This window comes from Xenorhabdus sp. IM139775 (assembly GCF_028598745.1).
Classification (GTDB): Bacteria; Pseudomonadota; Gammaproteobacteria; order Enterobacterales; family Enterobacteriaceae; genus Xenorhabdus.
Genome location: NZ_JAQRFK010000041.1, coordinates 17,155 through 30,348, shown reverse-complemented (window position 1 = coordinate 30,348; position 13,194 = coordinate 17,155). Strand labels below are relative to the sequence as shown.

At 43.1% G+C, this 13,194-nt stretch carries 13 protein-coding genes; 5 read left to right on the top strand and 8 right to left on the bottom strand.

Annotated elements, in window-relative coordinates:
* The first annotated feature begins 103 nt into the window (after positions 1-103).
* Entirely contained in the window at positions 104-709 is a 606-nt protein-coding gene (locus tag PSI17_RS10240; protein ID WP_273551898.1) for a cysteine hydrolase family protein, read from the top strand.
* A gap of 95 nt (positions 710-804) precedes the next feature.
* Here PSI17_RS10240 and PSI17_RS10235 read toward each other — a convergent pair whose 3' ends face one another.
* The 3 genes from PSI17_RS10235 to PSI17_RS10225 form a co-directional block, all read right to left on the bottom strand.
* Positions 805-1,824, bottom strand: a complete 1,020-nt coding sequence (locus PSI17_RS10235) for an aminotransferase-like domain-containing protein (protein WP_337927209.1) — start codon at positions 1,822-1,824, stop codon at positions 805-807.
* Positions 1,825-1,907: 83 nt separating this feature from the next.
* Positions 1,908-2,252, bottom strand: coding sequence for a winged helix-turn-helix domain-containing protein (locus tag PSI17_RS10230; RefSeq protein ID WP_273551897.1), 345 nt, complete (start codon positions 2,250-2,252; stop codon positions 1,908-1,910).
* Positions 2,249-2,380: a hypothetical protein gene (locus tag PSI17_RS10225; protein WP_273551896.1), complete on the bottom strand. Its 132-nt coding sequence runs from the start codon at positions 2,378-2,380 to the stop codon at positions 2,249-2,251. Before PSI17_RS10225 ends, PSI17_RS10230 begins: the two co-directional genes overlap by 4 nt.
* A 377-nt stretch (positions 2,381-2,757) precedes the next feature.
* On the opposite strand from PSI17_RS10225, the gene PSI17_RS10220 reads away from it, so the two are divergent.
* Genes PSI17_RS10220 through PSI17_RS10210 form a run of 3 tightly spaced genes read left to right on the top strand, consistent with a single transcriptional unit; the run spans position 2,758 to position 5,587 of the window.
* On the top strand, positions 2,758-3,540 hold the full coding sequence (locus PSI17_RS10220) for a 2OG-Fe(II) oxygenase (protein WP_273551895.1): 783 nt from the start codon (positions 2,758-2,760) through the stop codon (positions 3,538-3,540).
* 3 nt (positions 3,541-3,543) lie between these two features.
* Positions 3,544-4,254 (top strand): hypothetical protein, encoded by a 711-nt coding sequence (locus PSI17_RS10215; RefSeq protein ID WP_273551894.1) that lies wholly within the window; start codon positions 3,544-3,546, stop codon positions 4,252-4,254.
* Entirely contained in the window at positions 4,247-5,587 is a 1,341-nt protein-coding gene (locus PSI17_RS10210; RefSeq protein ID WP_273551893.1) for an MFS transporter, read from the top strand. Before PSI17_RS10215 ends, PSI17_RS10210 begins: the two co-directional genes overlap by 8 nt.
* A 60-nt stretch (positions 5,588-5,647) precedes the next feature.
* Here the strand turns inward: PSI17_RS10210 and PSI17_RS10205 are convergent, their stop codons facing one another.
* From PSI17_RS10205 to rsgA, 5 genes are all read right to left on the bottom strand, one after another.
* Positions 5,648-5,821, bottom strand: coding sequence for a GntR family transcriptional regulator (locus tag PSI17_RS10205; RefSeq protein WP_273551892.1), 174 nt, complete (start codon positions 5,819-5,821; stop codon positions 5,648-5,650).
* Positions 5,818-7,023, bottom strand: coding sequence for an MFS transporter (locus PSI17_RS10200; protein WP_273551891.1), 1,206 nt, complete (start codon positions 7,021-7,023; stop codon positions 5,818-5,820). The genes PSI17_RS10205 and PSI17_RS10200 overlap by 4 nt, the downstream gene beginning before the upstream one ends.
* A 12-nt stretch (positions 7,024-7,035) precedes the next feature.
* Complete coding sequence (gene mscM / locus PSI17_RS10195; RefSeq protein WP_273551890.1) at positions 7,036-10,380, bottom strand: miniconductance mechanosensitive channel MscM; 3,345 nt, start codon at positions 10,378-10,380, stop codon at positions 7,036-7,038.
* A 39-nt stretch (positions 10,381-10,419) separates the two neighbouring features.
* Positions 10,420-11,340: an archaetidylserine decarboxylase gene (gene asd, locus PSI17_RS10190; protein ID WP_273551889.1), complete on the bottom strand. Its 921-nt coding sequence runs from the start codon at positions 11,338-11,340 to the stop codon at positions 10,420-10,422.
* Between the two features lie 94 nt (positions 11,341-11,434).
* Positions 11,435-12,493 carry a small ribosomal subunit biogenesis GTPase RsgA gene (gene rsgA / locus PSI17_RS10185; protein ID WP_273551888.1) on the bottom strand — a complete coding sequence of 353 codons (1,059 nt, stop codon included), beginning with the start codon at positions 12,491-12,493 and terminating at the stop codon, positions 11,435-11,437.
* 113 nt (positions 12,494-12,606) lie between these two features.
* Here rsgA and orn point away from each other — a divergent pair, with 113 nt between their 5' ends.
* The gene (gene orn / locus PSI17_RS10180; RefSeq protein ID WP_273551887.1) at positions 12,607-13,152 is read left to right on the top strand and encodes an oligoribonuclease; all 546 of its coding nucleotides are present in this window, start codon (positions 12,607-12,609) and stop codon (positions 13,150-13,152) included.
* The last annotated feature ends 42 nt before the right edge of the window (positions 13,153-13,194 follow it).

Here is a 13,194-nt window from a genome sequence, read left to right as displayed (position 1 = left end):
AATAAAAATTTTTTTGCGTATACAATATGCAATATTTCACAATTACTTTCTATATGATATCTCGTAACCTAAATGGGTTTAATTAACCAATAAAGGTAAGATAATGAACTCACCAAAAACGTTACTGGAAATTTCTGGCGCACCCCAAAAGATACTTGATTGGGATAAAACCGCTCTAGTATTGATTGATTTTCAAAAAGAATACTCTGATGGTGCCTTACAATTAGGTGAACAAGGAAAAAAAGCCCTGATTAACGCGTCCAAGCTGTTAGCACATGCCAGAAAAAATAATGTTCCTGTATTTCATGTTGTACATCATGCTAAATCTGGCTCTGTAGTGTTTGATCCTACAACAGATAAAGCGAGTTTGATTAAGGATGTTGAGGCTAATGGTGAAGAGGAGATTATCACCAAATCACTACCCAATTCATTTTATAATACTGACTTAGGTGATTTGTTATCACTTACTAGCCGTAAACAGCTAGTGTTGGCTGGTTTTATGAGTCATATGTGTGTAACGGCTACGACAATTAAAGCATTAGAGTTAGGATATGAAAATTTTGTCTGTGCTGATGCTTGCGCCAGTCGTGATTTAAGATATGTTGATGGTTCATTAATTGATGCAGATTCAGTACATAGAGCTGCAATGGCTGCTTTGAACGACCGATATGCAACGTTGGTCAATTGTTCTGATGTGATCAACTATTAACCCAGCGGCAAAATGCATCGTTATGCTATACTCAATGGATTTCGCTTTAAAGTATGTGATGACGACTCTGCTGATGAATGGAATGAATCGGCTGGCTATCGGGATGCGTCAGTAAGTTGTAAAAGACATTTTTGCAGATTTTTAGCATGGTTCAAGGCGGCTTCTGGCGTTGGCTCATTAGCAAATCCAAACAGTAGCCCCTTGCCACAATCAGCGTTTAAACTGCGTGAAGACAGCGCCGCAATCCCAAATCCATCTTTTCTGGCCTGTTGGGCTAAGGTGACATCATCTTCATGTTGAGCAAGTTTTGCCAATAAATGCAGCCCGCCAATGGAAATATCGAATTGGAAACGCGTACCAAAAACCTGATCTAAGCTCTCAATCACCATTTGCTTGCGTTGAGCATAGATGGCACGCATTTTACGCAGATGACGTGAAAAATGACCCTCCTGCATAAAGTCAGTGACAACGGCCTGCTGCAATAAAGGGCTACCGTCATGCCAAGCGTGGCATGTGGTATTAAAATGCGACAGGAGATCAGGAGGTACGACCAGATAAGCGAGTCGAAGCGCGGGTGTCAGGATTTTGCTGAATGTACCAATATACAAAATATTATCCGATAGACTGGCCAGCGCTGGCTGGCGGCGGTTATCGTATAGAAATTCACTGTCATAATCATCTTCGATAATCAACGCCCTGTTTTGCTCTGCCCATGCTAAAAGCGCCTGTTTCCGTGCCATTGATAAGGTTACTCCCAACGGGCTTTGGTGAGCAGGTGTTATTAGTGCGAAACGTGCATCCGGTGCGAGTATTTTACCTATGGCGACATTGATCCCATTCTGATCAACGGGCACGGGAACGATCTCGGCACCCATTTGGGTCAATAAATGATAACTGGGCGGAAAATAGGGGTCTTCTAGCCAAACTTGATCTTGCGGTTTCAGAAGAGCTCGTCCGATAAGATTGAGCGCTCCACGATATCCCGCAGTGATAAAAACTTGTTGCGGAGTGCAACTTATTCCACGTGATAATTGCAGATAAGCGGCAATGGCTTCCCGCAATGGTGGATAACCCGCAGATTGCGGATAAGACATATGCCGGCTTTGCAGGCGGATCTGTTTAGCGGTCAGTGTATTCCATAACTTACGGGGAAAAAGATCCAGCGCAGGTAATCCCAGTTGATAAATCAGTGGTTGCGTTAATGAAGCAGAATCGAATAGCGATAAATCTGTTTCATCTGAAGCAGGAGGGAGTTGTATTGCGGGAGGTGAAGATGTGTCAGCAAGCCGTGGTGAAACAACTGTACCGGCTTGCCTCTGGCTTCCAGATAGCCTTCTTCAAGTAATCGTGTATAGGCGGATTCAACCGTACTACGTGAAACGTGCAATTCACTGGATAACGTACGAATAGAAGGTATCCGTTGCCCTGGTATTAATATGCCTTGGTTGATGGCTTGCGTAAGTCGTTGATATATCTGGCGATATAAAGGAAAAGCACTATTGTGCTGTAATGGTTTATTCGCCGGAAAAATAGCCGTTTTCATTTACGCTCCTTGCGTGCAAACCAATAACTCACTAATCCTCCCAAGACGACGGCAGCCATGATCAATGGCGTTTGCCCAGCAAGGCCGGATTCCAGCACGGCACCAAAACAGAGATATCCTATAGGCACAGCGAGGAAACGTGTAGAGAAAAACGATCATGTATTAAATGGTTAGATTGAATATTAAAAATAGTGTTCATGCTTAATGAAAGTTCTTATTACTTTATCGTGATTATCATCGAACTTGAAATAACAGATTGATGAATCTTTCTTGAAAATGTCAATAAAGTAATAAATCAAAGTTATTATTTCATTGTATACAAATCATATGAAAATTAACTTTATAAAAAATAATAACTTGTTAAATTTAATGTCTGTTATTGCAGTGTATTTATTAACCATTTTAATCGTTTATTATTAAATGTTATAAATTAATTATTATTTGTTATTTATTTATTTTTGTTTTTTTATGCAATCTTATTTCCCAGTTTTCATCAGGAGATAATATGAATAAAGTAATAGAAGTTGACGTGAAGTCTCTGACAGGTAATCATCTGCGTGCACTATGCATTGGTGATATATTAGCTATAAGAATACCTAATTTTGTTCAAATTTCAGTTATTGAGAGAGCAAAAGAAGAATTATTTTTTCATCAGGAGAAAGGTGCTCTCGGGCATGCTCAAGAGTTTACTCGACTCGGTATTGCTTATGCTGAAATAAAGACTGATGAAGTAAGACAAGAATACCACCAACAAGCAATAAAAAATATCCAGCGGATACGTGGTATATTCGGTGATTTAGCTTCACCAATAGATAATTTTAGAACGTTATTAGATGATATTTGGCCAGAAGGTGCTCGTTTATTATCGGTTAAAAAACAAAAATGTTTTGTGGGTGTTTGCCGTTATCTTACCCCAAATGTTGATCTTGAACCTCATATTGATAGTTTAGAATGGACACTTCCTCCTAATACTGACTGGAAATTACAATATCAACTTTCAGCTAATATTTACATGCAGGTTCCTAATAATGGTGGAGAGCTTGAAATGTGGAATATCCAACCTAGTGTTCTAGAATATGAGCGGCTGAAAGGAAAACAACATTATGGTATTAATCGTCACGACATGCCTACACCTGATTTAGTAATTAAACCACAAATACGTGATCTAATCATTTTAAACCCCCGTTTTATACATGCTGTTCGCCCAGTTAAAGAACAAGATCGTATAACTCTTAGTTCTTTCATTGGGGTGATATCTGAAAATGATCCGTTAGTTTATTGGAGTTAATAAATGTACAAAGTTTCATTACAAGCGCAAGGGAAGTTTAAAGCGAATCATTATATAGAGAAGACAGTACTTCTATTGATCAGTGTAGGAAAAGAATATCATGAGGGAGAAAAATTTTCTGCAACAATAGATAAAATAAATCAATCCGCTTTCGGTAAATGCATAATTGCTGTAGCAGATTCTTTACAACGACATAACTATGGTACTGAAACGGCACGTGATAATTACAATTACAGCTTGATGTGCGGAGATGAATGGTTAAAGAATAATGCAGAGAGTTTATCTAATTTAAAAGTACCTAATGAGATAATTCGCTGGGACACATTTCTTAATCGTGAAGATTATAAATATTATTATGATCGTATTCTCAATGAGTATTACTCCAATGAAAATTATCGTGCGTGCATTAATGAAACGATCAATGTATTTGCAGAAAGAAATAATCTTAAATATGGAACATCGGAATATGAAGGTGCTTTTTACCGATCACTTTTTTACATTCTTGAAGAATGTCCTATCATCATGCCAATGTGGGCGAAAGATGGTATCGATTTTATAATTTATCCGAAATCAATGACTGCGGCAATGAGTAAAACCAGAGAGGTCTTTGTTGAAGAGTCATATAGTAAATATGCTAACTGGCTATCTTTGAAATTTAAGAAAAAATCACAATCTTCTATTGAGGTAGAGCAAAGGGAACTAATGAATGAGTGAACCAGCAATTGAAATACGAAAATATACCGGATTAATTGGAATATGTATTGCAAGTTTTCTTGGGTGTATAGATCTCACTGTTGTGAATACGATTATTCCTGCAATTGGGCGTGAATTTAATACTTCACTGAGAGAAACACAGTGGATTACGTCTGTATTTATGATAGCTCTTTCTGCTTTCATGGTTCCTGTCGGGACATTGGCTGACAGCTTCGGACGTAAAAAAATATTGGTGTGGGGGTTAATGCTGTTCGGTGCAGCGTCATTATTTGTTGGTCTTGCGACTAATCTTGCCACTATCACTGCCTTTAGATTTATTCAAGGCATTGGCTGTGCAGTTCTCTATACTGTTTCTGGTGCCATTATTTCCTATTTATTTGATAAAAATGAACAAGGAAAAGCCCTTGGGATTTTATTTGGCATTAATGGACTGGGACTTGCAATAGGTCCCATTATTGGTGGATTATTTGCTGGTATTGTAGATTGGCGTTATGCTTTTTTGATAAATATTCCTTTCATCATAATTAGCTTGATTCTATGTGCCTGGTCTATACCTGAATACAAAGCAGAAAAAGTGAAAAAATTGGATATACTCGGTTGTATTTTCCTGATTATTTTTCTAACGAGTCTGGTTAGTTATTTTTCTCTGGATGGAAATTCTCTACAACAATGGAGTTTGTTGGCTATTGCAGTGATAGCTCTATTTATCTTTATACGGCATGAGTTAAAAACAGTAGAACCAATTGTTGAGTTCCATTTTTTCTGTAATATGCGTTTTATTTCAGCACTATTTGCAACATTTTTTCTAGCTTTTTTCTATTGCATAGTTCTGTTGACATTACCTATTTTTTTTGCAGGACAATTGGAGAAAAATGATATTGAGATAGGCTTGTTTTTGTTACCTGCTACAGTCATGTTTGCTTTGACCTCTCCTTGGGTGGGTAATCGCAGTGAAAAATTTGGTCCGCCACGGATCATTTTGGTTGGCTTGCTACTTTTTGTAGCTGCTGCTGCTTTACTTGCTCTGGCTTCAGCACAGGCAAATGTTTGGTGGTTCATTATCCCGCTGTTGTTATTTGGCATGGGATGGGGCTTAATTCTTGGGCCATCAACATTAATTGCATTGGGTGCTTTGCCTCGAGAGCAAGCCGCCGTTGCTATGGGAACCTCATGGACTATTCATAATATGGGAGGAGCTTGCGGTATCGCTTTTGCTGTGTTCTTATTAGCCCGCTTTGATACATTGACTCATGGTTATCAAGCTCTAACATTATTTTTGGCTGGACTTGCATTAATCTTTACTTGCATCTGTTATTTTCTGAACCGGAAATAATCTTAATAACCTGCTATAAAAATAGCTAGCCATCAGATTATTGACAAAGTGCTGATTCTTTTATCTGGCACTTTGTCTTTCACTGGATAACGTACGGATAGAAGGTATCCGTTGCCCTGGTTTTAATATGCCTTGGTTGATGGCTTGCATAAGGCGTTGATATATCTGGCGATATAAAGGCAAAGCACTATTGTGCTGTAATGGTTTATTCGCCGGAAAAATAGCCGTTTTCATTTACGCTCCTTGCGTGCAAACCAATAACTCACTAATCCTCCCAAGACGACGGCAGCCATGATCAATGGCGTTTGCCCGGCAAGGCCGGATTCCAGCACGGCACCAAAACAGAGATATCCTACAGGCACAGCGAGGAAACGTGTAGAGGAGAATAGCGTCATGATCCTGCCAAACAAATTTTCTGGTACTTGACGTTGAATTAGTGTGATTTCGACCGGAGCAGAAAAACCAATGCACATGCCAATCGCGAAAAGCTGGGTGAACAGGGCATATTGTCCGTTAAACAGACTCAGGGATATCAGGCATAACGCCAATAAGCTGTAGCCGATAATGATAATCCGGTTGGCGGAAAAATATTTGCCATAAACAGCATAGAGTAACGCCGAGAGTGTGGTTCCTGTACCAAAGCAGGTCATTGAAACACCGAGGCTTACAACGGAATTAAATTCTTGCTTATTCACGTAGGGTAAATAAACGATCAAAAATGGCGAGATAACAAAATTCACTACCGAACTGATAATCAGTACAGCGAAAAGCGTTTTTGCGGATTTAATGTATCTGAATGCTTCAAAGAAATAATGGTGTGGCAGGGCGGGAGTTTGAGTGACTGCATTAATATTGGCAACAAAATGTTTTTTCAGAATCATTATCCCCAATGCCACAACGAAAAAACTCACTGCATCGAAATAGAGGGCGTTAATCGTGCCAAGCATGGCAATAAGCAGTGAACCAATGGCTGGGCCAATCAGATCGCAAATATTTTCAATCGTACTGTTAATCCCATTAACCAACTCATGTTCACTTTTATGCTGTTTAATCTCTTTTGCCAGAATGACATCTTTTGCCAAGCGTCCGGGGGAATCCAAGATAGTGGAAAATATCAGTAAAACTGCCAATACGTAAAAGGGCAGGATATCCACGGTATAAAACAGCGGGATCAGCAAGACACTGAGGAAATTCACTAAATCAGATAACAGGGAAATAGAGTATGCCCCGTATTTATCCACTAATTGAGCGCTAAAGAAAATGGAAAAGAGCAAGGGAAGGATTTTGGCAGACATCACGCCAGCCACCAAGAGCGGGCTGCCGGATATTTCCAGAATCAGCCAAGGAATGGCAATTTCAGTGATGGCGTTTCCCAAAATAGAAACGCCATTGAATGCCAGTAACCCGCTAACGTGAAAAGGGATTCGTTTGGTCATGTGAGTATCAGGTTACAGTTCCCCCGGCCTGCGTGGGGGGTTACGTCCCGTATAGTTCATGGTTGCACTGCGGATCTCTTGCCCGAAAATATCAACACGCGCCTGAAATGGCGGGAATGGCAAGGTGATATCATGCTTGTGGAATTCCTGCAAAATGTGTTGATGGACTTCATGACGGGCCGGCATACGATGCCCCATCTCTGCGGCATAGGCACGGAGTTCATAAATCTGAATGCCTTGCTGCAAATCCACTAAATAGACTTCCGGCATCGGGTTATCCAGAATTAAGGGTGAACTTCTGGCGGCAGATATTAAGATGTCGGTCGCATTTGCCGAATCAACATCAGCCGGCACCGGGATGGTCAGGACGATACGGGTGATGGTGTCAGACAGTGACCAGTTGATGAATTGCTCGGTAATAAAAGCCTTATTGGGAACGATAATCTCTTTTCTGTCCCAGTCAGACAGGGTTGTTGCCCGCGTATTGATCTTGGTGATGCTGCCAGTCAGGCCACGGATCGTTACGGTATCACCAATGCGGATCGGTTTTTCAAATAAGATGATCAGACCTGAAATAATATTGGTGAAAATTTCCTGTAAGCCAAAACCCAGCCCCACCCCCATTGCGGCAATCAGCCATTGGATTTTTGACCACTCAATCCCCACCAGAGAGAAACCAACCAGACCGCCAATGAGAGTAATGCTGTATTTGGTCAGTGCCGTAATGGCGTAACCGGTTCCCGGTGTCAGCTCCAGATGTTGTAACAGGGCGAGCTCCAGCAGGGCTGGCAAGTTACGGACCAATTGCGTTGTAATGACAATCACTAAGATAGCAATTAACACGGAGCCTAAGGTAATGGGCTGAACGCTATCAACACCGTTGATGGTTGTACTCACGTTCCAGAGCCGGATATTTTCCAGAAAAGAGAAGGCGGAATGCAGTTCCGACCATAATAGGATAAGTGAAACCAGTGCCATCATGGTCAGGATTGAACGCACTAACCCTAACGACTGGGCACTGATGGCATCCAGATCGATGACAGGTTCTTCAACCTCGATTGAACCCTCGACACTGCTATTCATATTGGCAGAATCTTCTTCACTTTTGGCGCGCTGGGCCAATATCTCCGCCCGGCGTTGTTTTGCCCGCTCAAACGCAATTTTGCGCCGCTGGATGAGCATCCACCGGCGCACAATGTGGTAAATGACCAGCAAGAAGAACCAGATAGCGACTGAAGTTTCCAGACGACCCAAGAGCGCCTGTGAGGTTTGCAGGTAACCCAGAATTGACGCAAGTGCTGCCAGGATTGGGGCAGAGAGCAGTATCCACCATAGCACAGAGCTAACAATGTTTTCGCCTGAACCATGTTTGTCCATATAGAGTGGGATGCCGGCACGTTTCAAGCTGTTGGTGACCAAGCTCAGCGAAACACACAGCATGATGAAACACAGTCTGCCAAGGGTTGAGATGAAGCCCTGATCTTTATAATGATTGAAAGTGATCAATGCCATCATCAGGGGCACGATCAGGAAAATGGAAAGACGATAGAAACGCATCGCTCGTTTGATGCGTTCTTCTGGCCAGCGAAAATGAGCGATAAATAGGCCATTAGGATGGGCAAAGGCGGCACTGAGCATAAAGACCCACAGAACAGGCGTTGTTTCACGTACCCCGTTGCCGATTGCGGTCGCCATCGGATACTGCCACGCATTTTGCAGCCCATAACCAATGGCTGACCAGAGCATGGGCAGCGGTAATGCCGCGATAACAGACCAAAAAACGGTACGCATCGTCAGGGAGAAATGATCTTGTGTCACTTTACCGATGCGATTGCTCGAACGCTCAAGAAAAGCATGGTACTGGCGGTGTGAGCTAACACTAAAAATGACCAGTAGCAAAGTTCCCAATAAATAGAGCAAAGTGTCTTGCTTGGTCAACATGCTATGGATTGCGGCACCCAATTGGGAAAACGTATCCAGGGATAGCAGGCGTGTCAGATTTTGCACCATCTGGAGCGGATAATTGAGTGAGATAGGATTGACATCCGCAACCCAGAACAGATAGCGGTGAGTCGCCTCCTGAACTTCTTTCAGGGCATCATTTAATTTGTTGGTGATGACCTTAAATTGTGTCTGTTCCAGTATCTCATTGTCATAGCCTGATAGCAGAGAATTTAGTAGCTCTTTCCTCGTGCGGATAAGGGATTCGTAGACTTTCTTCTGTTCTGGCGTCAGGGTGTGATATGAGGGTAATACCTGTTCGAGGGGCCGCTGCAAGCGTTCCAGTACTTCCTCATATTTCAGTCTTTCGACCCGTAATTCGACAATATCCCGGTCAATTTGCTGGGATTTTGACATATCAGGAATATGGGTAACTCGGGTTCTCAAGGCTTCGCCAAGGGCAGTGGAATCGTTTAACCATTGTGCCTGTTCACGGATCGTATTCAGTGTTTGGAGAACAGACAGAATCTCGCTGTTGGCCTTGCGCTGTTTTGAACCAATGGCTTCCATTCTCTGGGCTTGCTGATTGAGCATTTGCGACAATTGGCGGTTTTGCTGGAGTTCATCCTGCAAAAACTGTGGCAGCTTTCCGCCACTCTGCTCTGCCAGCATTTCTGTATACTCCAGTGCAGATTCCGTTTTCTGCTGGCGTTGAGTATTTAACTGGTTGCGTAATTGCTGGAGCTTAACATCCAGTCGTTGATAGCGTTTTTTGTATAAATCGGCGCGGATACGCGCAATCTCCTGACGATTATTGGCAGAAAGTTGAGCCATCTCCAATTCATCGGCCACTGCCTTACGCGCGTTGACTTCTGCTTGTGCCAGTGTCAATTGTGCTTTCGCCAGCGGCGTGGAAGGTGAGTCCAGAGACTGGAACCGAGCCGTCGCCTCAGCCAGCAGTCGCTTTGCCTCAGCTTGTTGTTGAGGCAATTGACCCATGGAATCACTGATTTCCCGGAGCTTATTTTGTTCGTGTTGTAATTGGCGCCCCTGTTCCTGCAATTCGTTATTGGTCTGGATAATTTGCTGTTCTAAATTGCTGATAGTCTGACTGGCCGGAATAGGCGTGGTGACACTGTTTTCAGCGAGGATTTTCTGGCGTAGTTCTTTGATGATTTTCGGAAATTCATCAATGGCTTGTTGATACTTCTGGGTGCGTTCAGTAGCGGATTTTGTTTCATTAACCCAATTTATTGCCCCTTGCAGTGCGTGCGTGATTTCAGCATCTTGTGAGCTTTTACTGCCTCCAACCTGCTTTAGCTCTTGTTTCAGTTGGTTTTCATCCAACGGTAACACAGAGGCAAAAGCCGGACTCATGATCAAGAGACTGAAAAGTAAACTGATAATCAGGCGCACAATAAGGGGCTCCTTGGTTCTGATTCGCTGATGATATCTTTAATTCATGGATTCATCGGCCATGAATTCATCGGTATTAACTGTGGGTTCTTCTGAGGTGATAGCTTGCGCCATCATGGCACCCATGCGGGTCGATGAACCACTGTATAAGTTGTTGGTAAAATCAATCTGATTGGCGGCAAACAGATTGATCACGGTTGAACCCAGCTTGAATCGACCCATTTCCTCTCCTTTTTTAAGCGAGATAACCCCTTCCTGACCTTCTGCCGGATAAGTCCAGCGCTTGATGATACCTTCACGCGGAGGGGTGACACAGCCACTCCAAACGGTTTCAATACTGCCAACAATGGTAGCACCAACCAGAATTTGTACCATTGGGCCGAATGCGGTTTCAAATAAACAGATGACGCGTTCATTACGCGCAAATAAATTTGGCACATTGGCAGCGGTCAATGGGTTAACTGAAAACAGATCACCCGGGACGTAAATCATCTCCTTAAGCACGCCATCACACGGCATATGGACACGGTGATAATCCCTTGGTGACAGGTAAGTTGTGATAAATTGACCATCACGGAACTGTTCAGCCAGTTGATACTGCCCTGCCAGCAAGGCTTCTGTCGTGTAATAGTGGCCTTTGGCCTGAATAATCTGATCTTCGCGGATTGCGCCAAGCTGGCTTACCGTGCCGTCTGCCGGCAGAGCCAACTGATGGGCTTCATTGACGATAGGGCGAATGTCATCTTTCAGCGGACGGACAAAAAATTCATTGAATGTTGCATAAGCGGTGAATGAAGGATCTTTTGCTTCATTCATGTCCACTTTATAGACTTTGGCGAATGCCTTGATGGCAAGCTGGGTCAGCCAGCCCGCCTTTTTATTGGCAAACCAACCAGCCAATTTTGTAATACATTGTTTTGGTAGTAAATATTGTAGACTGATTTTAAAATTATCCAGCACGTCAACCTCTTGGATCTTTTCTTGGCAAATTGGACAAAAGTTGGCTATTGTACCTGCCATTATTTTGAATGTCAGGATATCGTTAATTATTGCCTTATTTTTGGCTGGTGGTGAAATTTCGGCGTGGTTTAACCTGTGCCATACTTTCCAGAATCCGATGGTAATTTTCGAAACGTTCTTCAGCAATGGCGCCTTGTTCCAACGCTTCCCTCAAGGCACATCCGGGATCGTCTTGATGTTTGCAGTCACGGAATTTGCATTCCCCCAGATAGTTGCGGAATTCAGCAAAACCTTGGGTAACCTGTTCTGGCGTGAGATGCCACAGCCCAAACTCACGGACACCCGGAGAGTCGATCACATCTCCCCCCAGCGGGAAATGGTAAAGGCGTGAGGCGGTGGTGGTATGCTGACCAAGACCTGAATTATCTGAGACATTGTTGACCAGAATATCTTCTTTATCGTCAGGCAGCAGGGTATTGAGCAGGCTGGATTTTCCGACACCGGATTGCCCGGCAAAGATACTGATTTTGTCAGCCAGCAGAGTCGTCAGCTCAGGGATACCTTCGCCGGTATAGCTGGAGACTTCCAGCACGCGATAGCCGATATGACGGTAAATATCCATAACCTCATTGATCCATTCACGGTTTTCGGCATCCAACATATCAATTTTATTGAGTACGATTAAAGGCTCGATATTGAGTGTTTCGCATGCGACTAAATAGCGATCGATAATATTCAGCGAAAGTTCGGGCAAGATAGCGGAAACAATCACGATTTGGTTGATATTTGATGCAATTGGCTTGATGCCATCATAGTAATCAGGACGTGTAAGAACGGAAGTGCGTTCATGAACCGCCTCTACGATACCATTAATTTTGACCTCAGACTGGCGTTGCAGCGCAGGGCGCCATACCACGCGATCACCGGTGACCAATGAGCGTATTGTCCTGCGGATATTGCAACGCTGTATAGAAGAATCTGCGGCTTCAATATCGGCATGTTGCCCGAACCGGCTGATCACCAATCCTTCCTGTGGTTCACCAAACTGGCTGTCATCCATTTCTGGTTTTTGGGCATCAGGGTTATTCAGCCTGCGCTGATGATTGGCCTGTACACGCCGTTGTTGCCCTTTGGAGAGTTTACTTTTAGCCACTGAACCTCACTTATTTTTTATCTATCTTGCCTGATCATCGCTGTGAGTGATCAAAACCGTTATGATACACCACAGATACAGACTACCTCTTTTGAAGGAAACTAGGATATATCATGTCAAAAAGTGAGAACAATCTTATCTGGATAGATTTAGAGATGACGGGGTTAGATCCCGAGCGCGATCGCATAATTGAAATTGCGACTATTGTCACCGATTCGGAATTGAATATCCTTGCAGAAGGGCCTGTGATTGCGGTTCATCAGTCGGATGAACAATTGGCGTTGATGGATGATTGGAATATCCGCACGCATACCGCCAGTGGATTAGTCGAGCGTGTAAAGCAGAGCCAGTTTGGTGATGCGCAAGCTGAGAAAGCCACCATTGCTTTTCTGGAACAATGGGCACCGGCAGGAAAATCCCCAATTTGTGGCAATAGTGTGGGGCAGGATCGTCGCTTCCTATTCCGTTATATGCCAGAGTTAGAAAAATATTTTCACTATCGTTACTTGGATGTCAGTACGCTCAAGGAGTTGGCGCGTCGTTGGAAGCCTGAGATGTTATCAGGATTCAGCAAGAAAAATACCCATCAGGCATTGGATGATATTCGGGAATCCATCGCTGAATTGGTCTATTACCGTGAGCACTTTATTCAGAAATAAAGTGCGGCTCTGAATACAAAACGGTACACAAATTAATCTCTG